The organism is Pseudomonas fluorescens, from assembly GCF_001307275.1.
In the GTDB taxonomy this organism is placed as follows: domain Bacteria; phylum Pseudomonadota; class Gammaproteobacteria; order Pseudomonadales; family Pseudomonadaceae; genus Aquipseudomonas; species Aquipseudomonas fluorescens_AA.
In genome coordinates, this window is sequence record NZ_CP012831.1 from 1486952 (window position 1) to 1509298 (window position 22347).

The window sequence follows — 22347 nt, forward strand, 5'->3', positions numbered from 1 at the left end:
TCATGGAAAAGAATGTTGTGCTTTATATTGATGAGGAACAAAGCGCTCTAGACTCTTACGGTCGAGAATTAAGGAAAAACCTGCCGCCAGAGCTAGAGATCATTTGCTCACTACCTCAACCCACTCTCCCTGAGATGCTGAAGTTTATCTGCAGCATGCGCCCTAGAATCGCGTCCATTGTAGTTGATGAGCACCTTGAGGTGGCAGGAACTGCTGACTACATAGGAAGCCAATTAGCAGATGCATATAGACAGCTTGACAGCAAAATCCCTATTTACATCCTCAGCAACCATCCAGACGAGATTGATGACAATTTAGAAAGTGTTGAGTACATATTAAGCAAAGACGACTTCGCGGATGGAGGGGTCGCCTTGGACAGCGCTATTAAAAGGATGGTTCGCCACATCAACGCTTACGAACAGATCGTAGATGAGCGAGAACAGCGCTTTGTTAATTTATTGAAAAAATATGTATTATCTGAGATATCGACAGAAGAAGCATTGGAGCTAAGTGAGCTAAAATTTTGGAGAGAAGCTCCCGCAGCCATTGAAGAGTCAACCATGACCATGGAGCTTAAAAGAAAACTAGATGAACAGGAGGACACATTAAACAATATAGAAAAATTACTTTCGGGTGAAAAATAAGATGTTCTATCCCACCCTCACTCGCCGCACCAACTACTCGAAAAAACCTGACAATACATATTACGCAGACTACCACCATTACTTCACAGAAATAAAAGAAGACTGCCAAGAGCGCTGCGTCTATTGTGACGCGCTTCTGTCAGAACACGGAGACGAAGGTTTTCACATCGACCACTTTAGACCGTTTGTGCATTTTTCAAGCTTGAAGAGCGATCCTAACAACTTAGTTTTAGCCTGTTCCAAATGCAACATATGGAAATCTAAAAACTGGCCCACCAACATGTACTTTCATGTACATGCGTCCCACGATGGCACCGTTGGCTTTATTGATCCTTTCTTAGAACCGTTATCAGACTATTTTGAAGTTGAACCATCAGGAAGACTCTTAACGAAAGGAACCGTAGCAAAATACATGCTTGAACTTCTTCATCTCAATAGAGAATCAAGAATACAACTGAGAAGAAAGCGAACCATTTTATACAAGGCGATGCAGCTCAACGAGATAGTGGACCAAAAACTAAAAGTAATCGTTGAATACATGCAGAGCGAGGACTTCGACAGAAACATCGCACGCGAAATGGTCAACTCGCTACGTGAGGCGAAAAATTTGTTAACTGATGCCCTAAATATGCTTCATAAAAAAATTTCGTAAAATTGACCTACGTATCGATAATTTATTCATGAGGCTACTTGCTGCGTTACTAGTCTTGTAGGAAGGCATATTTTTTAACCTTACTGTCAACTACTACCGGTGATTATGAATGAAATCGACACCCCAGAAACGAGCATTTCGTACACCTGAAAGTATTCAAGCAGAGACGTCCACTCGTGAAATGCTCAAACCTTTCCTGGAAAGCAGAGGATTCACAGACATCAGCGATGTTCGTATAGGACACTCACAGCTACTTTCCGCCAGAAGCCCTGAGGGCCGATGGTTTAGGGCACGAGTGCGACTGTGCTGGCGGTGGGAGGATCGTAAAGAAAAATATTCTGCAGCGCAGCTACGTGCTCGTTTGAGCCATGGAGATTGGGATAAAACCATTGTTCAAATCGTAGATCGCGAAGGCCCGCGAGGGATTACACATGCTCTCTTGGTGCAGCGCTTTGGCAGCGATATTGTTTTTGCTGCATTGATTCCAGTTTCCGCCATTGCTGGAATTATTAATGAACAAAAAAAGATAAGCGCTGAGCTGATAGCAGCGGGCAGATTAGGACGCCTTAAGAAGAATCATGCCGTCAATGGGGGCAGCCCTACAATGTGGCTGATGGATGACAGGTTTGAGGAAGCGCACAAAGTGGCAGATGCCCTCTGGAAGTGGGATGGAGTAGAAGATCTCTCCAAGCGGCCACTTTTAAAAAATCTCATTGAACGCGTTGACGATACAGTCAACGATCTGCCGGGAATCGATTTATCGCTCCTCGGCCGCGATGAAGCGTCTCGTTTTCTAGCAACGGTGTCTAGGGTAGCTAGAGATCCGAATGTGCGGAAAGCTGTGATCAGGCGGTGCCAAGGTCGATGCGAACGTCCTGGATGCGGAGCGAGCCGTCCTTACACTGGCTTTCTTGATGTACACCATATTTTTGGAGTGGAGGTTAGTGATCGCGTTTCTAACTGCGTCGCGCTCTGTCCAAATTGTCATCGAGATGCACACTTCTCGATTGACCGGGAGACGTTGAATCAGTCTTTTTCGTTGATAGCTCAGAATCACGTTCGAGACATATGATGCGGCATTGGATGCCCAGCGGGGTTAGAGCTGTATCCCCGCTTGTATCCCTTAGCCAGAAATAGCTCTGAAGACCTCGAATTATATAGCCTAGTCGAGTCTCCCTCGGCTCATAAAAAGGCCTTGCTGGGCAAGACCTTTTTTAGTCCGGGCGGCACGTAGCACTGCCGCCCTACCTCACCTCAACAATATCCAACGCCCGATTAGCCAACAGCTCACTCACCTCAATCACCTGCAAAATCCCCAACGCCACATGCCGCCGTGATCCTTCAAGATCAAACGCCAAATCACTGATCATGGCATTCGCCGAAGCCAGATTCTCACTGAGATTCGCAAGCAAACACTCAGAATCAACATCCGGATCAATCCGAAAAATGGAGTCCGACTTGTCAGACGTTTCGCTCTTAGGCTTGGGCTTCAGGTAGTAATCCAACGCTCGCGTAGCAGCGTCGTCGATTTTCTTGTTGCGGGCAGATTGGGCGCGGGACGTAGGTTCGTCTGCCGCAGGAGGGTTCGGAGTAACTTTTACCATCGTCTTGCTTCCTGTAGTAGGAGCCATCACCCGCTCGCTGCTAAACGATGGGAGGCAGCTGTACGCAGGTTAGCAGACCGGGGAAACAAGAAACCGGCGCGTCCGGGGACGCCCTGCGCACAGCCACCATCAAGTGCAGGATGGGGAATCCTGACTGGATGACGCCTTGCACAACCTGTTTCACCGCGAGCTGCTAAACCCGATCACTGACCATCAGTGACAGGTCCAAAACTACCGACGCAACCCCAGGCGCACAAGCCGGCGGATTCTGGCGTAGTTGTAGGCAAAGGCGCAAGGCGCTGTGGCTTGGCGAGGCGTTGTCGCTGGTGTCTGTCGGTCTTTACTGACAGACGCCGCTCGACTGGTCCGGGCAGGTGCTCGATGCCGTTCAGTTGAGGCTGTCGGAAGGTCTGTGGCGAGGCGCTTATAGGAGGGGGCTGCTGCGCAGCCCAGCGGGAGCAAGCTCCCTCGCCACGTTGGTTACCTGCGATTGGAGCTGTTAGGCGCCCTCGCCCTTCTCCGCCGACTCATCGCTATGCACCACCACCAGCAACTGCGCCTGGACGTCGCCCACCGAACGCAGCCGATGGGGTTTCTGCGCATTGAAATGCAGGGCATCGCCACGGTTCAGCAGCACGCGCTCGTTCATGAAGTCCACTTCCACCTGGCCCTCGTGCACGAACAGGAACTCCTCTCCGGTGTGTTCCTTGAACGCGTGATGGGCCGTGAATTCAGCCGCCGGGTAGAGGATGAAGGGCAGCAGGCTGCGCTCGGACACTTGATGGGCCAGTACCGCGTATTCGGAGCTGCCGCTGCTCGCCGCGAGGGATTGGCGGTCTTCGCTGCGCACCAGGCTGTAGCTGTCGAGGGAGACGTTTTCTTCGGAGAACAGCTCCTCGACTTTCACGCTCAGGGCCTTGGCGAGCTTGAGTGCCGTGGCGATGGAGGGCGTGCTCAAGCCCCGCTCCACCTTGGACAGGTAGCTCTTGGTCATCCCGGTTTTTTCGGCCAGGACGTCCAGTGTCATACCGAGTTTTTTCCTGAGCAATTTTAAGCGAATGGACATAGGTAACCAACATTTCCAGAGAAACGGACAATCTGCGATTGCTAATGACACTTTGTGTCATATAGTCTATTTAGTGTCATTAGCACCTTCCTTTCACAGCTTCCATGACGCGGATCAAGAACGGTCAAAGAACGAATCAGGAGAACGGATATGAGCAAGACACTGGCGACGCCCAAGGACCAACTGGTCCAGCATGCTGTTAACCAGATGCAGAAAACACTGCCGGATAATACGTGGACTGTACGACAAAAGCTGGCCCTGACCTGCCGCATCCTGTTCGAGAACGGCCACGACTCAGGGCTGGCGGGGCAGATTACCGCGCGCGGGCCGCAACCGGGCACCTATTACACCCAGCAATTGGGCCTGGGCTTCGATGAAATCACCGCCGGCAACCTGTTGCTGGTCAATGAAGACCTCGAGGTGCTGGAGGGCCATGGCATGCCCAACCCGGCCAACCGCTTTCACACTTGGGTCTACCGCGCCCGGCCGGATGTGAATTGCATCATCCACACCCACCCGACCCACATCGCCGCGTTGTCGATGCTGGAAGTGCCGCTGCAGATTTCTCACATGGACCTCTGTCCACTGTACGACGACTGCGCCTTTCTGGAGGGTTGGCCGGGGGTGCCGGTGGGCAACGAGGAAGGCGAGTTGATCGCCGGAGCCTTGGGTGACAAGCGCGCCATTCTGCTTTCCCACCACGGCCAGTTGTCCACCGGTGCCACCGTGGAAGAAGCCTGCAACATCGCCCAACTGATCGAACGCGCCGCGAAGCTGCAATTGCTGGCCATGGCCGCCGGCGAGGTGAAACCGATCCTGCCTCACCTGGGCCGCGAAGCCCACGACTGGATCGCCCGCCCCAAGCGCCATGCGGCCGCCTTCAACTACTACGCCCGGCAGAACCTGCGCCAACACGCCGATTGCTTGAACTGAACCCACCAGGAGCGAAGCCATGTCTACCCCCAACATCCACGGCATCATCGGCTACACCATCACGCCCTTCTCCACCGACGGCCAGGGCTTGGACCTGGACGCACTGGGCCGGTCCATCGACCGTCTGATCGACAGCGGCGTGCATGCCATCGCGCCCCTGGGCAGCACCGGCGAAGGCGCCTACCTGAGCGACGCCGAGTGGGACCAGGTCAGCGAGTTCAGCATCGCCCGCGTCGCCGGTCGGGTGCCGACCGTGGTCAGCGTGTCTGACTTGACCACCGCCAAGGCGGTACGCCGCGCACGTTTTGCCCAGGCGAAGGGCGCCGATGTGGTGATGGTGTTGCCGGCCTCGTACTGGAAACTGAGCGAGGCGGAAATCCTCGCGCACTACCAGGCCATCGGCGCCAGCATCGACCTGCCCATCATGCTCTACAACAACCCCGCCACCAGCGGCATCGACATGTCGGTGGAGCTGATCCTGCGGATTTTCAACACGGTGGATAACGTCACCATGGTCAAGGAAAGCACTGGCGACATTCAGCGCATGCACAAGCTGCAGTTGCTGGGCGAAGGCCAGGTGCCGTTCTACAACGGTTGCAACCCGCTGGTGCTGGAAGCCTTCGCCGCCGGGGCCAAGGGCTGGTGCACTGCCGCGCCGAACCTGATCCCGCAGCTCAACCTCGACCTGTACGCCGCTGTCCTGGCCAACGACCTGAGCCAGGCCCGGGCGTTGTTCTATCGTCAATTGCCGCTGCTGGACTTCATCCTCAAGGGCGGTTTGCCCGCCACCATCAAGGCCGGTTTGCGTACTCTTGGCCTGGAAGTCGGCGACCCACGGCTGCCGGTTTTTCCACTGGATGACGCCCGTAACGAGCAACTGCAGGCGATGTTGAAACAACTGCTCTGATTCACGAAGGGCGCTGAGTTCTAATATTGCGACGGACAGGTGGCGCCCTAACCTGTCCGCTCGCTCCATTGGGGGTCACTTGAGATGAAGACCTATCAACCGTTGAACTGCGACCTGCATGATTACCTGGAGATCGCCTGCCTGTACGGCTACACCCTGGACATCGAACTGACTGACGGCCAACGCCTGACCGCCCGTGCGATCACCACGCGCACCGCCCCCACGCGGGAGGAGTTTCTTGATGTGGAAACTGCGGAAGGTCGCCGAGAGATTCGCCTTGATCAGTTGCTGGCGATTACGCCGCAGGATGACAACGCCCGGTTTGGTCGGGTTGTGCTAGCGTAGCGGAGTCTGCCGGGCTGGGAGGTTTTGGGGCTGCTGCGCAGCCCTGCGGGAGCAAGCTCCCTCGCCACGGGAAAACTGCCTGCCGTCCCCTTTCGATAAGTGCCGGGGGTGCTTTGGTGGTCAGGACGGGGGATAGGCCTCGTTAAAGGCCCCGGCAAAATCTTCCGCCTTCGAAAAGAGCAGCATCTCCACGTCACCGATCTCCACATCCAGTTTTCGGGAGACGTTCACCAGCAACTCGATGTAGGTCGGGTAGACATCGGTCGTTGCAATTCGAATCCAGCGCTGTTCACGCGCCTGAGTTTTCAAGCGGGGCCAACAGGCGTTGAGGTGGGTGTTTCGACCCGCCAAGTGCGGAAACCACCAGCGTTGCTCATCGCAGTGAAGCACCTGTAGAACGTTCAGGGAAAATGCAACCCGCGCATCGAAGATGGCGTGCTCGGTTGGATTCGAGAATGCCGCCACCTTCGACCATGAGGCGATGCCCTTGTGCTTGTCCGGCACCCGCCCCTCTGACACGGTCTGAACGTAGCCTTGCATCGTCGCGAGCTTATTTCCCCCAATACCGCCCCACACGCGCACCGCGTAGTCTGCGAGGGCCATTCGTTGCTCGGGCGACGTGGTCCACTCCTGGGCGACATGTCGCTTCAGGGCGCGCGCTTTTTCGTACCAGTTCGAGCCGTCGATCTCCCATTTGAATGAATGGTGGACGAGAGCGGTATCGAACGTCCAGGTATAGGTATGGGGAAGTGATGGCAAGTGCTGTGTGGCGTAGGAAAGCAGCGCATTTTCGAGAGACTGCATGGACGAGACCACGTATTGGACGAGGTCGAGATATTAAATGACTCCCGGTCGAGCAGCGAGTATTCCTGCTTCGCGTGTAGAGAGAAGCCACGGCACTAAAGAGCAAGGGGGACAAAATGCTGGGAGTGGCAACGCGCCGAACGGGCTAGAGAGTGTTATCTTTTTTTGGTAGCACTCAGATGCATGCTGATTGCCGCCCAATGACTGACATCCCCCGCTGACGCTTCAGCTTATTCCGCCCCTCACAGCCAGCCCTACCTGTATTGAGGAAACCGGAACAACCACTTCAAGAAACCTCCTACATCACCCCCCTCTCTTCCCGCGTTAGCGTCTTTCCTGCATTTAGCGGACGAGACTCACTACGTGGCGACACGCGAAAAAGACATCCCCCAGGTTCGCAACCCGCCCGGCGGTGACGGGCATCACCTCACTTATCGGGACATGAGCGCCAGCGAACTGGCCGAGCGCGACGCCCTGCAGCAGGCTCATGAAGCCATGCTTGCCCGCCAGGCAGCCTACGAACAAATGCGCTGGGCCACGGTGGATAGCAAGCCGTTATCCAGCATGACCGGAAGCGTGTTTGCCAAGAGCTGCAAGCTCCCCAACGGCATCATCGACTACAACAACCCCAGCGGCTACGTCCCGGCGGATCTGGTCAAGCAGTACGGCGATCTCATGTGGCTCGGGGGCAGGAGCGCCGACCCGTCCGGCACGATCCCCCTCAAGCGGATCGGCGCTGGCACGGTACCCGCTACCTTGGGCAGGCTCGCGCTGGGCGGTTCGGCAACTTCTACGGCTGCCGCTGCCGGCGGTACCGTAGGCGCAGCTCTGCTGACAGGTATCGTCGCCCTACTCTGGCCGTCCAATCTGGGCGACAGCGCGCTTTACAGCGAAGATCAGTTACGCGACCTCAAGCAGGCCCGTAGCCGCATGCGCCTGAGCATCGAGCAGCAGGCCGACGGCAGTCTCAAGGGCTATGGCTTCTACACCGGCCAGAACTCCGACTGGGAAATGGTCGATGTTGTCCAATTCACCCCACGGGCCGATCAATTCGTCGCCGACCTGGGTGATGGCATCGAGCTGATCTGGACCCCGGCCACCGCCCCGTCCGACACCCTCGGCATTCCTGCCCTGGAAGCGGCGCCACAGGCACCTAACATCTGGATCTATCCGCCGACACCGGTGGCCGACAGCATTATTGTCGATCCGATCTATCCGCCGGAGTATAGGGATTTCATTCTGGTGTTTCCGGCGGATTCGGGGGTTCGGCCGGTTTATGTTGTGGTGAGTACGGCTCATCATGACTACCACCCGAAACCAGATTCTTTACCTGCTTTTCCAAGTGCGAAGTGGACGCCACCCAAAACCCGCATGAAAGGAGGAGGATTACGTCCTCGCTGGAAAGATAATGACAAAATAATATATGAATGGGATTTTCAGCATGGCGCAGTAGAAAAATATAACAAACGAGGGAAGCACTTGGGCGAATTCGACCATATTACGGGGGCCCAAACCAAACCAGCCGACCCAACGAGGTGGATAGAACCATGAAACACAAAATAATGGGGGTAATTGACGGCGACGATTTCGCCTCATACGAAAAAACGCTCTGCATTGACACTCAAGTTCTAGCAAAAATAATGAACTGGACCAAAGAAGAAGACTATTTTTACGATTACGAACTGAATACATCTCAACTTAAAGCGTTGGAATCTGAGTGTTCTATAGAACTGCCCCGAAACCTGTTGTTTTTTTTAACTAGCAGCAACTAATTGAAAAGCAGAGGCAAGTTTTTCAGGACGAGAAAGGCCTAGCTGCAAGACCTTTCTTGTCCTGAGAGCAAGCGCCTCGGCTACCTCACCTCAACAATATCCAACGCCCGATTCGCCAACAACTCACTCACCTCGATCACCTGCAAAATCCCCAACGCCACATGACGCCGGGACCCATCCAGATCAAACGCCAAATCGTTGATCATGGCATTCGCCGAAGCGAGGTTCTCACTGAGATTCGCAAGCAAACACTCAGAATCAACCCCAGGGTCGATCCGTAAAATGGAGTCGGACTTGTCAGACGTTTCGCCCTTAGGCTTGGGCTTCAGGTAGTAATCCAGGGCACGAGTGGCCGCTTCGTCGAGCTTTTTGTTGCGAGCCGATTGGGCCCGTGATGTGGGTTCGTCTGTATCTGTAACTGGAGGATTCGGTGTAATTTTGACCATAGCCTTAGCTCTCTTGGTTGGGCTACGTCCCGCTCGCGACTAAACGATTGGGAGGCAGCTGTACGCAGGTTAGTCGACCGACGAGCTAAGGAATCGGCGCGCCCGAGGGCGCCCTGCGCACAGCCACCATCGAGTGCAGGGATGGGGATACCTGACTGATGGACGCTTGAGCGACTTAGCAACGACGGGCGACTAAACCCGATCACTGATGAGCAGTGACAGGTCCCAAACTACCGATGCAGCCCAAGGCGAACAAGCCGGCGGATTCTGGCGTAGTTGTAGGCAAAGGCGCAAGGCGACGTCGGCTGGCGAGGCCCGTCTGCCCAACGACTGACAGCCCCGCCTGACATTCCTACATCCCAGGCAAAAAATCTTTCCACTCCATCCCCTTGCGCAAAGCTCCCATCCGCTCCAGCAAACTCCCCCGCCAATCCCCGCCTCGATAATGCCTTCTTCACTCACCCCCTACCGCTGCAGCCGAGCAACGTGTACTCCCATGAACCTACACACCTTCATCCGGAGCTATTGCCTCAACTCCAGGCTCGCCACGAATGCCCTGACCCGCCTGCACCGGGCGCTGTCATCCCTGGCCGGCTATCTGGCGCAGCAAGGCTTCGACTCCGAAACATGGCCAGCCACCCGTGACGAAGCCGCTCTGGACCGTCGCCTCAACACCGTGTGCCCAGAGCTGGCCGCCACCGTGTTCAGCCATGCCCGCGAAGGCATCATCCTGGTCGATCCATTCGGCCGGGTCATCGCCGTGAACGAGGCGTTCACCCGCCTGACCGGTTACGGCCAAGACGAGGTAAGGGGCCGGGAGTTGAACTCCCATCGCATGGTGCGTCGGCTCGCGGCGTTTTATGCGCCGATGAAGAACGCATTGGATTTCCACGGGCATTGGTCCGGTGAGATTCAAAGCAACCATAAGGATGGCCGGGAGATGACGTCGCGCATCAGCATCAGTGCCGTGCATGACCGTCACGGTAACGTGCAGCACTATGTGGCGCTGCTCAGCGACATGACGCAGGTGAAGCAACGCCTTCAGTTACTGGAGCGCGATGCCCGTTATGACGCCCTCACGCAACTGCCCAATCGCTTGCTGTTGGCCGAGCGGATGCGCCAGGCGCTGGGCAAGGCGCGGATTCACCAGCACAAGGTGGCCATTGCGTTCATTGATCTGGATGGGTTCAAGGCACTGAACGACAGTTATGGCCATGACTGGGGGGATCGGGTGTTGCAGATTGTCGCGGCGCGGATCAATGCGACGTTGCGTGAAGGCGATACGTTGGCGCGGCTCGGTGGCGATGAGTTCGTGGCGGGGCTGGTGGGTTTGCAGGCGGTGGAGGACAGCGAGCCGTTGCTCAAGCGGATGCTGGCGGCGGCCAATGCGCCGATCGTGATCGGTGCGCAAACGGTGGAGATTGCCGCCAGTATCGGCGTGGCGTTTTTTCCTGAGCATGGGCAGGAGGTCGATGGGCTGATCAGCAAGGCGGACAAGGCGATGTACCTGTCGAAAAAGGCCGGCGGCAATCGTCTGGCGTTTTGTCCGACGCGGTTTATTTCGCTCAATAGCGAAGCCTGACGGTGGTGCCGAGGGTTCGTTCGCTGCCGGTCATGACACCATAGTCACCGGCGCCGAGCAGTGAATAGACGGCGGTGATGTAGTTGCGGTCGAAGACGTTGCGCACCCAGCCTTCCACTTCCCAGGCGCGGTCCTGGCTGCGCAGGCCCAGGCGCAAATTGGTCAGGCCGTAGCTGGGTTGATAGCTGCCTTCGCCGCCTTCGAGGGTGCCGGAGTAGCCGGTGCGAAAGCTGTAGTCGATGCCGCTGTAGGCTTCCAGCCCATAGGGTAGCGGATGGGTGTGGTCGAGGCCGCTGCTGAGGTTCCATTCCGGCGCGTTGTAAAGGCGGTCGCCGCTGAGGTCACAGGTCCATTGGCCCGAGGCCGGCGGACACGGGGCGTTGGGGAAGCTGCGGTAGCGCGCGTCGCTCCAGGCCAGGCCCAGGCGCCCGGTGAGTCGGGGGGTGAGTTGCCAGGCGGAATCCAGCTCGATGCCGCGCAGGCGGACCTTGCCGACGTTGATCAGATTGTCCCGCAGCGGTGGCGCGAACATGGACGTCGGCGGGCTGTAGGTGAGCGCCTGGTAGTTGTCGACGTCGGTCTGGTAGACGGCGAGGTCGAGCAATGCGCGCTCATCCCAGAAACGCGTCTTCATGCCCAGCTCCAGGGACGTGGCCCGCTCCGGCTCGAAGGTGGGTGCGGTGAACGGGCCGACCACGTCGAAGTTGATGCCCCCGGCCTTGTAGCCCCGCGACCAACTGACGTAGCCCATCACTCCATCGCTGAAGCGGTAGCTGGCGCTGAGGAGGCTGGAGACGTTGTTTTCTTTTATCGAATCCTCGCGGTAATAAGCACCACCGAGGGCAATGTCGCGCAGCAACTGTCCACCGGCCTGGAACACCGGCGGCAAACCTGTCAGCGGGGCGAGGTTGCTGACGTCGCGGGAGACCCAGCCATCCTTGCGCTCCTGGCTGTAGCGCAGGCCGCCGGTGAGCTCCAGCGGGTCGATCGGGCGCCAGGAGAGCTGGCCGAAAAGGGCTCGGCTGTCGCCCTTCTGCTCGCCGTCATAGCGTTGCCGGGCGCCGTCCAGCAGCATCGCCGGCACCTGCTTCGGATCGGTGAACGTGATGCCGTAGAGCTTTTGCAATTGCTCCAATTGATCGCCGACGAACCAGGGCGCGGCGTCCTTGCCGAATTCGGCGTCGATCTCCCGATCGAGTTGTTGACGCAGGTAATAGAGCCCGGCCACATAGTCGACGGAAGAACCGACCGTGCCGGACAGGCGCCATTCCTGGCTGAACTGCCGGTGGCCCAGCTCGGTTTCGGACTGGGCCACCGACAGCGCGGTGCTGTCGCTGTCGCGGGTGGCGCGGTAGTCCCAGTCGCGGTAGGCGGTGATGCTGGTCAAGCGCATCGCCTCGTCGAGGTCCCAGTTCAGTTCCAGTGAGACACCGTTCTGCAAGGTTTGCGGATGACCCGGCGCGTCGATACGTGTCTCGCGCTTGTAAGGGTCGGGCTCCGACAATGGGTAGCCGAGGAACTGGGCGCGCTTGCGGGTCTGCTGGCTGTAGTGATTGACCAGCAGGACGTTGCCGGCTTCGTTTTGCTCGGCATAGTCGGCGATCAGGCGGGCGCTGAAGTCGGCGGTCGGCGTCCACAGCAACTGGCCGCGCAGGCCATGGCTGTCGGCGTCGCCGAGGCGGGCGCCGTCTTCGAGGTTCTCCACGGCGCCATCGGTGGAACTGTCGAAGACATTGAGTCGGCCGGCGAGCACGTCGTCCTGCAACGGCCCGGAAACCGTCCCGCGATATTCCCGCAGGCCGCGCTCGCCGTAGCTGGCTTCGAGGTTGGCTTCGGGCTGAAACGTTGGTTGGCGAGTGATGATGTTCAGCGCGCCCGCCGTGGTGTTCTTGCCGAACAAGGTACCTTGCGGCCCGCGCAGCACTTCGATGCGCTCGATGTCCATCAACTCGGTGAAGGCCATGCCCTGGCGCGCCTGGTAAACGCCATCGACGTAGGTGCCGACGCTGCCTTCCAGGCCATCGTTGTAGGCGGTCGCGCCGAAGCCGCGCAGGCCGAAGCCGGCATAACGGGCGTCGTGACCGGACACCACCAGGCCGGGCACGCGCTGTTGGATGTCTTGCAGGCGGTGCAGGCCGGCCTCGTCCAGTTGCTCGCCGTAGAGGACGTTGATCGGGATCGGCACCTGTTGCGGGTCTTCCTCGCGACGGCGAGCGGTGACGGTGGTGGCGTCGAGCGTGAGGGCGCTGGGCGCCACTTGTTCGGCCTGGACCGACGGCCAGGGCAACATCGAGAGGCCGCCGAGCAGGAACAACCGGTAACCCAAACCCGGCATCCTAGTGCTCCCGTACCAACGCGCGACGCGTGGTGTCCGGGCAGGCCAGAGCCTTCACCCACGCCAGCAATTCGCGGCTGTCAGCAGGCTTGAGCAGGACCGCGTCGAAGGCCAGGTCCTCTGGATAGTCCTGCGGCCTGCGGGGCGGCACCGCCGAATAGAGCATCACCGGCAGATGGCGCCAACGCTCGCGCACTTGGCGCAGCAGTTCCCAGCCGTCCATGCCGGGCATCATCTGGTCGCTGATCAGCAGGTCGATTGGCTGCTGCGCCAGGCAGGCCAAGGCGTCTTCGCCGTTCGCCGCCATGCTCACGTCAAACCCGTAGCCGGCCAGCAAGTCGTAGAGCCATTCGCTGTTCTGCTCGACGTCGTCCACCAGCAGAACGTGTTTGCCCTGGCCGTCGAACGGCGTGGCGTTGTTGTCGACGATACCGTTTTCCAGGTCATGTTCTTGGGCGCCATTCAATTGCAGGCGAAAGCTGAAGTGGCTGCCCTGCCCGGTGGCTTGGGGTTCGAGGCGGCTGTCCATGCGTTCCAGCAGTTGGGTGACGATGGACAGGCCCAGCCCGCTGCCTTCGTAGCGCTGGGCATTGCGACCGCGGCGGAACGGTTGCAGCAGTTGTTCGAACTCTTGCGGGTCGATGCCGATGCCGGTGTCGGTCACGCTGAAGCGCAGTTCCACGGTGTCGGCGGTGGCCCCTGGACCTGCGCTCACTTCGAAGCGGATCTGGCCGTTGCGGGTGAATTTCGCCGCGTTCGCCAGAAGGTTCATGAGCACCTGGCGAAGGCGTTTGAAGTCGGCCTCCACCAGTGGCGGCAAGTCATCCGCCAGCACCGCTTCGAAGGTGTTGCCCTGGCGTGCGGCGAGAAAGCCCGCTTCGTCTGCGATCTCTTTGAGGAAGCCGTAGAGGTAGCCCGGCGCGAGGGTCAGTTGCATCTGCTCCAGCTCGCCACGGGAAAACTCGAGCATCTCGTCGATCAGCTCCAGTTGCTGGCGGGCGTTGCGCTCGATCGTGGCTTGATAGTCGCGGTTCGGTCCGGCGTGCAGCAGACGCGCATAGTCGATGATGCGCACCAGCGGCGAGCGCAAGTCGTGGCTGATCCGCGCCATCAACGCGCTGCGGGCCGCCAGGGAGTCGCGCAACTGCGACGTACGCAGGGCCACGGTGCTTTCCAGGCGTTCGTGCTCGGCCTGGCGTTGTTGTTCGAGGGTGGCCAGGGCGTTTTTTTCGCGGTTGCGGCTGCGGGCCACTTCCATGATCAACGTGCACACCAGCAACGCCACGCCCGGGAGTGTGGACGATAAGCTGTATTTGCTCTGGGGCGACTGCCAGGGCAATTGTTCCTGGGGGAAAAGCATCCGCATCAGCAATTGTGCAAGCAAGAGCCCTGACACCAGCCAGGCCAGCCAGCTGTAGCTCAGCCGTCTGCGCCAGGCCATGAACAGCGTGACGAGCAGCACCCCGTAGAAACTCAGGAGGGATATCTGGACGATCTGCGCGCCCTGGACCGGATCGACTTTTAGCCACCAGAGTCGGCCGAGCACACACCCCGACAGCGGCAGCCAATAGCTCCAGCCAATGACTTTGGGCAGGACGGACACCTGTAACAGCACGCGGAAGTAGGCGAGGAACAGGACGAACGAGAGGGCGCTGGCGCAGGTCAGCAACTCCCGGGTCCAGCCCAGCGCGGTGGGCCAGTAAATCAGGTAGCCGTTGAGGATGCAGGTCAGCAGGATGTAGCTCAGGACCGCGCCCGCATTCACGCTCAGCAACCGGGAGCGCAGGATCCAGCCGACGATGAAGCCGAATGGCACGACCAGCAGGACAATGCCGAGGGTGAGTCCGTCGCTCAAGTAGGTCTGTTGCTGACTGCGCAGCAGCGCCGGCTCGGACCACAGCTCCGGCTCCAGCAACATTTGGAAGTTGCTGGTCACGCGGACGAACACCGTGACGCGCTCCCCCGCCGCCAGCGAGACCGGGAACGCCGGCTGACGCGCCGCCGGTTGGGGCCATTCGGCCAAGGGATAGGCGGCTCCGGCGTGGGCGTCATGTCCCGACTGGTACACACGGATGTCTTCCAAGCGCGGCGCCCCGATCACCAGCAGGCGCGAACACGACACAGCGCTTGAGTTGGTGAGCTGCACTGTCAACCAGAAGGCGGAGCGGCTATAGCCTTGGGTCGGCCAGCCAGGGGTTGCGGCGTTGAAACGCGTTTCGGGCAGTCGGGCGACGTCTTCCAGGCTCAAGCTGGCTTGGGTGTCTTCGAAAATCTGTATCGCGGGCATCAGCTCCAGATGGTCCGCCCGGCAGATATCCACAGGCGTGGCGTGCAGCAAGCCTGTGGATAACAACGCTGTCGCCAGCAATAACAACTGTAGGAGGCGCATCAGGCACGCCCGGCCGACTCGGTTTCGGTGATGCCCAGGGCTTGCTGGCGAAACTGGCTGGGCGTCATGCCGATTCGCTGGCGGAAGGCCGTGGTGAAGTTGCAGGCGTTGCGAAAACCCACCAGTTCGGCGACGTCCTGCACGCTCATGGCGCTTTCGGAGAGCAAATCCTGGCCGCGCCGCAATCGGGCGTCGCGAATGTAGGCGAACACCGTCAGCCCCAGGTGCTCGCGAAAGATCCGCGAGAGGCGCTTCTCGTGAGTGCCGACTTTCTGCGCCAGCTGGACCAGGGAAGGCATGTCATCGAGGTGTTCTTCGATCAATCGCATCGCGGCGCGCAGGACGATCTCATCGCCCTCTGGCTCCGGGGCGGCCGGGCTGGCTTGAGCGGTGGGCGGCGCGCGCCAAGTCAATTGCAGGTGGATCTTGATACGCGCCAGCACTTCCTCGGGCGCGCAGGATTTGGGGATGTAATCCACCCCGCCGACGGTCAGCCCTTCCAGACGTTCGATGGAGCTGTTGGCCGAAGACAGGAACAGAATCGGCGTGTGCCGGGTCGCCGGCGCCTCGCGCAACAGCCTGCACAGACTGAAACCGTTCATGTGCGGCATGTGCACGTCCAGCACAATCAGGTCCGGGCGCAAGGCCAAGGCCCGCTGATAACCCTGGTGGGCATCGCTGGCCAGGGAAATGCGCCAGGGTTGCGCCTTGAGCAGGACGAGCGTTGCGCGAATATCCTCCGGGACGTCGTCGATCAGCAGGATATGCGGCTCGGACCACGCCGCCGCGCTTGCCTCCATAGCCGTCCGCCTTTCGTATCGTCCGTCGTCCATTCGCTACGTTCTCTTATCGTGCGTTTGCCAATTAATTGCCGGAAAGCAACGGTATTGCAAAGCCAATCGATGGATCGGTAAAAATCGTTATACCGATAGCGGCAGCTCTGGCGAAGACTTGAAGGTGCCGAGAATACCTGTGGGAGCGAGCTTGCTCGCGATAGCGGTATACCAGCCGCCATCGATGTGCCTGACCTGACCCTATCGCGAGCAAGCTCGCTCCCACAGTGGACTGTGCCCATCGATTTGGGGCTACTGCGCAGCCCAGCGGGAGCAAGCTCCCTCGCCACGGGTTTATTGGATTGCTCAAGGTCGGCGGTGTGCGGCTAAGATGGCGCGCAGAGAAACCACAAGGAAGACAGGCGTGATGCAATCGCAATTCGATCCGTTGGTTCATATCGATTGGAAAACACCGGGCAGCGACTTGCTCGGGCTGTTGCAGCATTACTATCCCGACATCGGTGTGTTTGCCGGCCCGGGGTTCGAGGCGCTGTTGGATGAGCTGTCCAACGAGATGCCCGAAGTCTGTTTCGAGGCGCTGGCGCCGCTGTTGGCGGGTCAGGGTTATGACTTGTGGAACCTGGACGCCGGTGGCGATGATTATCGGCCGGTGATTGTTCCGGTCGCTCAGCGCGAGGCCTTCGCCCGGCACTGGCAGGGCCAGCGCGGCGAGCCGAGGTTCACGGCGAGTTTGATCGAGCCGCCCAAGCCTGCCGCCGTCGAGCGAAAACCGGCCAAACCCAAGCGCAGCAAGGTGAAGTGGCTGCAGGAAGTCCATGACTATCCCGGTGCCACCTATGTGCATGAATACAACTACCGCAACGGTTGGGCCGCCATCACCGAGCAGGACGAAGACCAGTGGTTGTGCTTTCTGATCGATTACAACCAATGGCCGCCCGCCGAGCAGGACATGCTCGAACACCGGGCCGATGGCGTGGACGGCGCGGACCTTCAGCTCGTCGATGCCGATGCCCGGCGCAGCCTGTGGAAACGTCGGGTCATACGCGGCGATTACAGTGCGGACGACCGCTACCAATACGAAACTCGTCAAGGCGATGCGATCGCGGCGTTCGGACCTGCCGGGGTGCAATGGCCGGAGTTTGAACAGCCCTGCGTGGTGGTGGGCTGGGAGATATTCGAACGTCAACGCATCTACGAACCCGAGCATTTGACGCGGATCTGGCGGATCACGGCGGACAGCAGCGAGGTGATTTTCGAGTATGCGGATGAACTGACGATCCTGCCCATCGGCCCTCGCCGTTTGCTGTTCATGCAACACAACGGGGCGAAGTGCTGGGTCTGGAATCAAGACCCTCCGCACCAAGCCATCGTCGCCCGAGCAATGCCTGCCGAGGGCTATAAACTCAGGGCGTCAACGGCTTACCTGGGGGGTGACGAGGTTCTGCTGTTCAGCGAAGGCGCGCGGCAGAACCTTGAGCATTCGGGTTATCAGGAGACGGTGCTGTTGGCGTGGCGCTTCAACTTCGTGACCGGCGCTACGACGAAGGCGCTGTTGGACGGTTTCGGCAGTGAACTGCGCCAGGACACGCGTTTGCTCGTCACCCAGCCCAAGCAGGTCATTACGTTGCGCACCTTTCATGGGCAGCTTCATGTTGCCCGGGGGCATGGGAATTGGTGGGTGTGGAGTTATCGCGCCAATACGTTTGGGTCGCAGACGCTGGCGTGGTTCTGGAATCAGGACAGTAACGAGGTGGTGAAGCTGTCGACCAAGGACATCCCGCGGATCAAGCCAGATGTTCGTTATGTACCGGCGCAGGATCGCTACCTGGCGTTCGAGACGGCGTTTGTGGCGCGGCTGCCGGAATTCAGCGAGATGGTTGAGGCCAAGGGGGGTGAGGTTTTGGTTTTTGGGTGAGGGGCTTCTGCCGCATTTCCTTCGACCGTACGCTATCACCGTGGCGAGGGAGCTTGCTCCCTCACCACGGGGTTAGCGGTGATGTTGAGGGCTCAAACCCGCAGCAACCCGCGAAACCCTCGCGCCGCGTAATACGACTGCACACCATTGTGGTAAACGAACACCCGGCCATAACGAAAGTCACCGAAAATCGCTCCTCCGAGGGCGCGAAGCTCTGGAGGGGTTGCCAGCCAGCTGGACGTCTTGGCGTCGAACTCACCGAGGGTTTGCAGGGCTCGGTATTGGTCTTCCGTCAGTAGGGCGATGCCCATCCTTTCGGCCATTTCGATGGCACTGCCTTTGGGCTTGTTCTCCTTGCGCGCTTCCAGCGCCGCGCGGTCGTAGCAAAGGCTCCGGCGTCCGGTCGGACTTTCTTTGGCGCAATCGCAGAAGGTGACGAGGCCCGTCTCTTTGTCTTGGCCAATCACGTCTGGCTCGCCGCCGGTGGCTTCCATGGCTTGGAGGGATTTCAGGGCGTTGGGGTTGTTTTCAAGCCGGCTCTGGACGCCGGCCCAAGGGATGTCTGGGTGACGATTCAGGTTTTGTTCGAAGCGGGTTTTCAGGGTTTGGATGAGGTTGTCTTGTTCTTGTTTTTTCATGGTGTGGAAGTCCGTGGGTGATCGGTTGCCGATTCCGCGCCTGGTTCAAGACTACCTAGGATAGACGTGCTGCAGATTTCCCACAGACGTCATCGTTTTTTGTGGGAGCGAGCTTGCTCGCGATGGCGGTGTAACAGCCAGCAGATTGGTTGACTGTGAATCCGCTATCGCGAGCAAGCTCGCTCCCACAGGGGGTCAGGCGTTGAACTGCTTGATCCAATCAAGGCCTGCCACGGTAGAGCTGATGGGGCGGTACTCACAGCCGATCCACCCTTGGTAGCCACGCCGCTCCAAGTCTGCGAACAAAGCCGCAAAATCCATATTCCCCGTCCCTGGTTCATGACGCCCCGGGCAGTCGGCAATTTGCACATGGACGGTTCGGTCATAGAAGCGAGCCAGGACATCCGCCGCATCCCCGGTCAACCGTTGGGCGTGGTAAAGATCGAGGATCAGCCCGACACTCGGGAAAGTCTCCAGCACTTGTTGCGCCTTGGTGAAGTCGGACATGTAATAGTCCGGCATCTCCTGCACACAGATGACTTCAATCAGCGGCCGCAAACCCTGGTCCTCAAGGTATTTGACGGCGTACTCCAGGTTGCGCCCATAGATAAGCGCGGCGTCTTCCTGAATCGTAACGCCCGACATGATGTGGACATCCAAACACGCCAGCGCCTTCGCATAGCGAGCAGCCTGGAGCAAGCCGCTGCGAAACTCCTCGTCCTTGCCGTGCAAGGCTGCGATGCCTTTGGTCACGCCAGCCGGTGCGGCGAACTGGATCAACGGCAGGTTGTGTTGAGTCAGATGATCGGCCAGAAGACTGGCATCGAATTCGTAGGGCGAAGGGAACTCCACCGCGCGAAAACCCGCAGCAGCGGCGGCTTCGATGCGTTGTAGAAAAGGCACCTCATTGAATTGAAAACCGAGGTGAGCGTTGAACTTGGGCATTGGGTCAATCATCCATCCTGGGAAGAAACGAAATCATCCGTTCAGAGCAACTTGTGCAGCGCCAGCACCGCACTGTCGGGCGTCGTCAATACTGGCAGACCGGAGCGGGCCTGAGCTTGCCCGGCAGCGCTGGTCATCGAAAACTGGGCGAAACATATCAGGTCGCAGCCCTCGACCCGGGCGGCCATTTCCACGATGGCGGCATCGTGGGCTTGCGGGTTGCCGTCTTTCAACGCCTGCAATGCACCCGGAACGAAATAGGGCACCACTTCGACCACGCGACCACTGCGCTCTGCCGCTTGCTTGAACTCGGGCATCATCGAGGTAATGGTGGGTTCGAACGTTGCCAGCACCGCAATGCGCGATGCCTGGCTCAGTGCCTGCTCGATCATGGCTTCGTTCGGCTTGAGCACGGGAATGGCCACCTCGGGTTTAATCAGGTCGATGGCATCGCCAAACGCCGAGCAGGTAAACAGAATGGCATCCGCCGCGCTTTGTACGGCGTACTGGGAAAGCGTAAGGAAGCGAGCTTTCATGCTCGTGGTCAACTCGCCCTCTTCCACCCGGTCCTGGGGCAGCGAGTCCTCAAGCAGATTGATGATCCGTGCCTGCGGCCAATGCCGGGCAAAAGCAGCGGTGATGGGCTCGATCGCCAAAGGGGTTGCATGGATCATAAAAATTCGTGGAGCCTTCATGCTTATGCCATTCTCCAGATCATGTTTTTTGCACGGTATCAGAAGCCCCGATAGCGTGTGGAATTCCTGTGGCAATAAACAATGCGGTACTGAGCACATGAGGCCCGTATGAAGAACTTCACGATTCAACGCATCGACCACATCGTCCTGCGCGTAAAGAACCTCGAGCGCAGCCTCGCTTTCTACACATCGGTGCTCGGTTGCGAGCTGAAGAAACGCCGGGACGATCTAGGCATGCTTCATCTGGGCACCGGTGTTTCGATGATTGACCTGGTTGCTGTCGACGGGCCTCTCGGTCGCCAAGGTGGGCCGGCAGCGGGAAAGCAGGGGCACAATGTCGATCACCTGTGCCTGCGGATCGAGCCGTTTGATGAACCCGCCCTTCTCGCGCATTTGGCTTCGGCAGGCCTGACCGTTGAGAAGGCGCAGATGCGCTATGGCGCGGAGGGCAAGGGCTGGTCGATTTACTGCTTCGACCCGGACGGCAACCAGATCGAGTTGAAGGGGCCGGCATTGGAACCCTGAGCTTCAACTGGCGAGCAATCCCCTGTGCGGACTTGCTCGCGAAAGCGGTCTATCTGGATCGGTGATGTTGACTGTGCCGGCGTCATCGCGAGCAAGCTCGCTCCCACAGGAGGTCGGCGGTGGACGCAATAGTGGCACATCAGTAGCATTCACCCACTTTATCGATCCTTCAAGGATGCCTCATGCTCGCCCTGCCTCGCCGTCTTGTCCCGCTGTCAGCATTGTCCGCGTTGTTCGTATTGCTCGGCGGTTGCAGCGTCAACGGCAGTTACCCCGACGCCACCGAACCGGACGCTGCCAAGTTGCGGTTCGTCGCCAATACCAGCAACGCCACGCTGGACTATTTCGATGCCGCCCATTGCGACGGGCAAACCACGGGCATTCTCAACAATCTGCTGCTGAGCGATACCGCGCGGCGGGTGGGGATGAGCGTTCCGGCGCCCAAGGATGCCAAGGGCTATCTGGAGGTCAAGTTCAAGCCCGGTGAGCAGATTTACCTGCGCACCAACATGAACAGCGGTTATGCCGTGTGCGGCAAGGGCTTCAACTTTACCCCCGAGGCCAATGCCGAATACGAGGTGACCTTCAAGTCCGAGAAGAACCTCTGCCTGACTCAGTTGCAACGCCTGCAACGGGTCGACGGCAAGGACGTGCGCACACCGATCTCGATCCTGAAAAAAGATTTTCCCGCCTGCGCCGGTCGCAACGCGCTGTTTCCCAAGACCTACCCGGACACGCCCCATCGCCTGGAGCTGATGAACCGGGTCATCGATAAAAGCCTGGTCGTCACTGTGAAAACCGATCCGGCCAAGGAAAAAGTCGAGAGTTACTCGCCAGAGAAACTCGACACGTTGATCAGCGAACGCAAGGCCAAGCTCGGCTTCGACCTGCCGCCTGACTACTGGACGCTGTACCGGGAAAACCTGAAGACATTTGGCGATGACATGGCGCAGAACAAGGCGCGCTCGCTGGAACGCTTCAAGGATGAATACCAGACGCGCCTGCGGCAGGTGAAGGATGAGCAGTTGGAACAATGGGCGTTGCCCAAAACCGCCAATGCCAAGCCGGAGAAAGCCGAGATCGATCTGGACATCGCGATGATGGTGGAGTACTTCCGGATCGGGAATGGGGTGACGGTCGAAGCGGTAGGTCATCACCTGGAAAGGATGGCGCAGATGGATGAGCGCTACGGGGTTTGTGCACGGTTTGCGGAGTGCTGGAAGCGCAACTAGCAGCCATGGCTGTAGCGCCGTCATCGCGAGCAAGTTCGCTCCCACAGGGGGGCGGTGGTGGATACAGCATTTGCACACACCCGAGATCAAAAACTGTGGGAGCGAGCTTGCTCGCGATGGCGGT

Annotated in this window: 21 protein-coding genes; 11 read left to right on the forward strand and 10 right to left on the reverse strand. The window is 58.9% G+C overall.

What is annotated here, in order from left to right; all coding sequences use genetic code 11:
* Nucleotides 1–2 precede the first annotated feature (2 nt).
* The 3 genes from AO356_RS06740 (at nucleotide 3) to AO356_RS30705 (ending at nucleotide 2368) form a co-directional block, all read left to right on the forward strand.
* Complete coding sequence (locus AO356_RS06740) at nucleotides 3–644, forward strand: hypothetical protein (protein ID WP_060739103.1); 642 nt, start codon at nucleotides 3–5, stop codon at nucleotides 642–644.
* 1 nt (nucleotide 645) lies between these two features.
* Nucleotides 646–1296, forward strand: a complete 651-nt coding sequence (locus AO356_RS30700) for an HNH endonuclease (RefSeq protein ID WP_081015326.1) — start codon at nucleotides 646–648, stop codon at nucleotides 1294–1296.
* 109 nt (nucleotides 1297–1405) lie between these two features.
* Nucleotides 1406–2368 carry an HNH endonuclease gene (locus AO356_RS30705; protein ID WP_081015327.1) on the forward strand — a complete coding sequence of 321 codons (963 nt, stop codon included), beginning with the start codon at nucleotides 1406–1408 and terminating at the stop codon, nucleotides 2366–2368.
* Nucleotides 2369–2540: 172 nt separating this feature from the next.
* Here the strand turns inward: AO356_RS30705 and AO356_RS06750 are convergent, their stop codons facing one another.
* Nucleotides 2541–2900, reverse strand: coding sequence for a DUF6124 family protein (locus tag AO356_RS06750; RefSeq protein WP_060739105.1), 360 nt, complete (start codon nucleotides 2898–2900; stop codon nucleotides 2541–2543).
* 499 nt (nucleotides 2901–3399) lie between these two features.
* Nucleotides 3400–3966, reverse strand: a complete 567-nt coding sequence (locus AO356_RS06755) for a helix-turn-helix domain-containing protein (protein ID WP_060739106.1) — start codon at nucleotides 3964–3966, stop codon at nucleotides 3400–3402.
* Nucleotides 3967–4116: 150 nt separating this feature from the next.
* Here AO356_RS06755 and AO356_RS06760 point away from each other — a divergent pair, with 150 nt between their 5' ends.
* From AO356_RS06760 to AO356_RS06770, 3 genes are all read left to right on the forward strand, one after another.
* Nucleotides 4117–4899 carry an aldolase gene (locus tag AO356_RS06760; RefSeq protein WP_060739107.1) on the forward strand — a complete coding sequence of 261 codons (783 nt, stop codon included), beginning with the start codon at nucleotides 4117–4119 and terminating at the stop codon, nucleotides 4897–4899.
* Nucleotides 4900–4918: 19 nt separating this feature from the next.
* Nucleotides 4919–5806, forward strand: coding sequence for a dihydrodipicolinate synthase family protein (locus tag AO356_RS06765; protein WP_060739108.1), 888 nt, complete (start codon nucleotides 4919–4921; stop codon nucleotides 5804–5806).
* Between the two features lie 84 nt (nucleotides 5807–5890).
* Nucleotides 5891–6151 carry a Rho-binding antiterminator gene (locus tag AO356_RS06770; RefSeq protein ID WP_060739109.1) on the forward strand — a complete coding sequence of 87 codons (261 nt, stop codon included), beginning with the start codon at nucleotides 5891–5893 and terminating at the stop codon, nucleotides 6149–6151.
* A gap of 120 nt (nucleotides 6152–6271) precedes the next feature.
* Here the strand turns inward: AO356_RS06770 and AO356_RS06775 are convergent, their stop codons facing one another.
* A complete protein-coding gene (locus AO356_RS06775; RefSeq protein ID WP_060739110.1) occupies nucleotides 6272–6955 on the reverse strand; it encodes a hypothetical protein in 684 nt (227 codons plus the stop codon).
* 363 nt (nucleotides 6956–7318) lie between these two features.
* Here AO356_RS06775 and AO356_RS06780 point away from each other — a divergent pair, with 363 nt between their 5' ends.
* Nucleotides 7319–8506, forward strand: a complete 1188-nt coding sequence (locus AO356_RS06780) for an S-type pyocin domain-containing protein (RefSeq protein WP_060739111.1) — start codon at nucleotides 7319–7321, stop codon at nucleotides 8504–8506.
* Between the two features lie 301 nt (nucleotides 8507–8807).
* Here the strand turns inward: AO356_RS06780 and AO356_RS06790 are convergent, their stop codons facing one another.
* The gene (locus tag AO356_RS06790) at nucleotides 8808–9173 is read right to left on the reverse strand and encodes a DUF6124 family protein (RefSeq protein ID WP_060739113.1); all 366 of its coding nucleotides are present in this window, start codon (nucleotides 9171–9173) and stop codon (nucleotides 8808–8810) included.
* Between the two features lie 496 nt (nucleotides 9174–9669).
* On the opposite strand from AO356_RS06790, the gene AO356_RS06795 reads away from it, so the two are divergent.
* Nucleotides 9670–10755, forward strand: coding sequence for a sensor domain-containing diguanylate cyclase (locus tag AO356_RS06795; protein WP_060739114.1), 1086 nt, complete (start codon nucleotides 9670–9672; stop codon nucleotides 10753–10755).
* Here AO356_RS06795 and AO356_RS06800 read toward each other — a convergent pair.
* The 3 genes from AO356_RS06800 to AO356_RS06810 are packed head-to-tail and all read right to left on the reverse strand — an operon-like array spanning nucleotide 10739 to nucleotide 16279.
* On the reverse strand, nucleotides 10739–13090 hold the full coding sequence (locus AO356_RS06800; protein WP_060739115.1) for a TonB-dependent receptor: 2352 nt from the start codon (nucleotides 13088–13090) through the stop codon (nucleotides 10739–10741). The genes AO356_RS06795 and AO356_RS06800 overlap by 17 nt on opposite strands.
* A gap of 1 nt (nucleotide 13091) precedes the next feature.
* Nucleotides 13092–15479, reverse strand: a complete 2388-nt coding sequence (locus tag AO356_RS06805) for a hybrid sensor histidine kinase/response regulator (protein WP_060739116.1) — start codon at nucleotides 15477–15479, stop codon at nucleotides 13092–13094.
* The gene (locus tag AO356_RS06810) at nucleotides 15479–16279 is read right to left on the reverse strand and encodes a helix-turn-helix domain-containing protein (protein ID WP_060739117.1); all 801 of its coding nucleotides are present in this window, start codon (nucleotides 16277–16279) and stop codon (nucleotides 15479–15481) included. Before AO356_RS06810 ends, AO356_RS06805 begins: the two co-directional genes overlap by 1 nt.
* Before the next feature lie 400 nt (nucleotides 16280–16679).
* Between AO356_RS06810 and AO356_RS06815 the strand changes: the two genes are divergently transcribed.
* A complete protein-coding gene (locus AO356_RS06815; RefSeq protein WP_060739118.1) occupies nucleotides 16680–18188 on the forward strand; it encodes a hypothetical protein in 1509 nt (502 codons plus the stop codon).
* A 92-nt stretch (nucleotides 18189–18280) separates the two neighbouring features.
* Here AO356_RS06815 and AO356_RS06820 read toward each other — a convergent pair whose 3' ends face one another.
* The 3 genes from AO356_RS06820 to AO356_RS06830 form a co-directional block, all read right to left on the reverse strand.
* Nucleotides 18281–18826, reverse strand: coding sequence for a DUF4256 domain-containing protein (locus AO356_RS06820; RefSeq protein ID WP_060739119.1), 546 nt, complete (start codon nucleotides 18824–18826; stop codon nucleotides 18281–18283).
* A 195-nt stretch (nucleotides 18827–19021) separates the two neighbouring features.
* Nucleotides 19022–19771: a hydroxypyruvate isomerase family protein gene (locus AO356_RS06825; protein ID WP_060739120.1), complete on the reverse strand. Its 750-nt coding sequence runs from the start codon at nucleotides 19769–19771 to the stop codon at nucleotides 19022–19024.
* A gap of 41 nt (nucleotides 19772–19812) precedes the next feature.
* On the reverse strand, nucleotides 19813–20466 hold the full coding sequence (locus AO356_RS06830) for an arylsulfatase (protein ID WP_060739121.1): 654 nt from the start codon (nucleotides 20464–20466) through the stop codon (nucleotides 19813–19815).
* Between the two features lie 108 nt (nucleotides 20467–20574).
* Between AO356_RS06830 and AO356_RS06835 the strand changes: the two genes are divergently transcribed.
* Nucleotides 20575–20991 carry a VOC family protein gene (locus AO356_RS06835; RefSeq protein ID WP_060739122.1) on the forward strand — a complete coding sequence of 139 codons (417 nt, stop codon included), beginning with the start codon at nucleotides 20575–20577 and terminating at the stop codon, nucleotides 20989–20991.
* 182 nt (nucleotides 20992–21173) lie between these two features.
* Nucleotides 21174–22223: a hypothetical protein gene (locus tag AO356_RS06840; protein ID WP_060739123.1), complete on the forward strand. Its 1050-nt coding sequence runs from the start codon at nucleotides 21174–21176 to the stop codon at nucleotides 22221–22223.
* The last annotated feature ends 124 nt before the right edge of the window (nucleotides 22224–22347 follow it).

What these genes read in the sequence shown, in the direction of transcription:
- AO356_RS06810 (WP_060739117.1), bottom strand. Translation starts at nt 16,279, where the DNA reads ATGGAGGCAAGCGCGGCGGCGTGGTCCGAGCCGCATATCCTGCTGATC.
- AO356_RS06830 (WP_060739121.1), bottom strand. Translation starts at nt 20,466, where the DNA reads ATGAAGGCTCCACGAATTTTTATGATCCATGCAACCCCTTTGGCGATC.
- AO356_RS06790 (WP_060739113.1), bottom strand. Translation starts at nt 9,173, where the DNA reads ATGGTCAAAATTACACCGAATCCTCCAGTTACAGATACAGACGAACCC.
- AO356_RS06800 (WP_060739115.1), bottom strand. Translation starts at nt 13,090, where the DNA reads ATGCCGGGTTTGGGTTACCGGTTGTTCCTGCTCGGCGGCCTCTCGATG.
- AO356_RS06815 (WP_060739118.1), top strand. Translation starts at nt 16,680, where the DNA reads ATGCAATCGCAATTCGATCCGTTGGTTCATATCGATTGGAAAACACCG.
- AO356_RS06805 (WP_060739116.1), bottom strand. Translation starts at nt 15,479, where the DNA reads ATGCGCCTCCTACAGTTGTTATTGCTGGCGACAGCGTTGTTATCCACA.
- AO356_RS06825 (WP_060739120.1), bottom strand. Translation starts at nt 19,771, where the DNA reads ATGCCCAAGTTCAACGCTCACCTCGGTTTTCAATTCAATGAGGTGCCT.
- AO356_RS06740 (WP_060739103.1), top strand. Translation starts at nt 3, where the DNA reads ATGGAAAAGAATGTTGTGCTTTATATTGATGAGGAACAAAGCGCTCTA.
- AO356_RS06765 (WP_060739108.1), top strand. Translation starts at nt 4,919, where the DNA reads ATGTCTACCCCCAACATCCACGGCATCATCGGCTACACCATCACGCCC.
- AO356_RS06795 (WP_060739114.1), top strand. Translation starts at nt 9,670, where the DNA reads ATGAACCTACACACCTTCATCCGGAGCTATTGCCTCAACTCCAGGCTC.
- AO356_RS06760 (WP_060739107.1), top strand. Translation starts at nt 4,117, where the DNA reads ATGAGCAAGACACTGGCGACGCCCAAGGACCAACTGGTCCAGCATGCT.
- AO356_RS06770 (WP_060739109.1), top strand. Translation starts at nt 5,891, where the DNA reads ATGAAGACCTATCAACCGTTGAACTGCGACCTGCATGATTACCTGGAG.
- AO356_RS06840 (WP_060739123.1), top strand. Translation starts at nt 21,174, where the DNA reads ATGCTCGCCCTGCCTCGCCGTCTTGTCCCGCTGTCAGCATTGTCCGCG.
- AO356_RS30700 (WP_081015326.1), top strand. Translation starts at nt 646, where the DNA reads ATGTTCTATCCCACCCTCACTCGCCGCACCAACTACTCGAAAAAACCT.
- AO356_RS30705 (WP_081015327.1), top strand. Translation starts at nt 1,406, where the DNA reads ATGAAATCGACACCCCAGAAACGAGCATTTCGTACACCTGAAAGTATT.
- AO356_RS06750 (WP_060739105.1), bottom strand. Translation starts at nt 2,900, where the DNA reads ATGGTAAAAGTTACTCCGAACCCTCCTGCGGCAGACGAACCTACGTCC.
- AO356_RS06775 (WP_060739110.1), bottom strand. Translation starts at nt 6,955, where the DNA reads ATGCAGTCTCTCGAAAATGCGCTGCTTTCCTACGCCACACAGCACTTG.
- AO356_RS06835 (WP_060739122.1), top strand. Translation starts at nt 20,575, where the DNA reads ATGAAGAACTTCACGATTCAACGCATCGACCACATCGTCCTGCGCGTA.
- AO356_RS06755 (WP_060739106.1), bottom strand. Translation starts at nt 3,966, where the DNA reads ATGTCCATTCGCTTAAAATTGCTCAGGAAAAAACTCGGTATGACACTG.
- AO356_RS06820 (WP_060739119.1), bottom strand. Translation starts at nt 18,826, where the DNA reads ATGAAAAAACAAGAACAAGACAACCTCATCCAAACCCTGAAAACCCGC.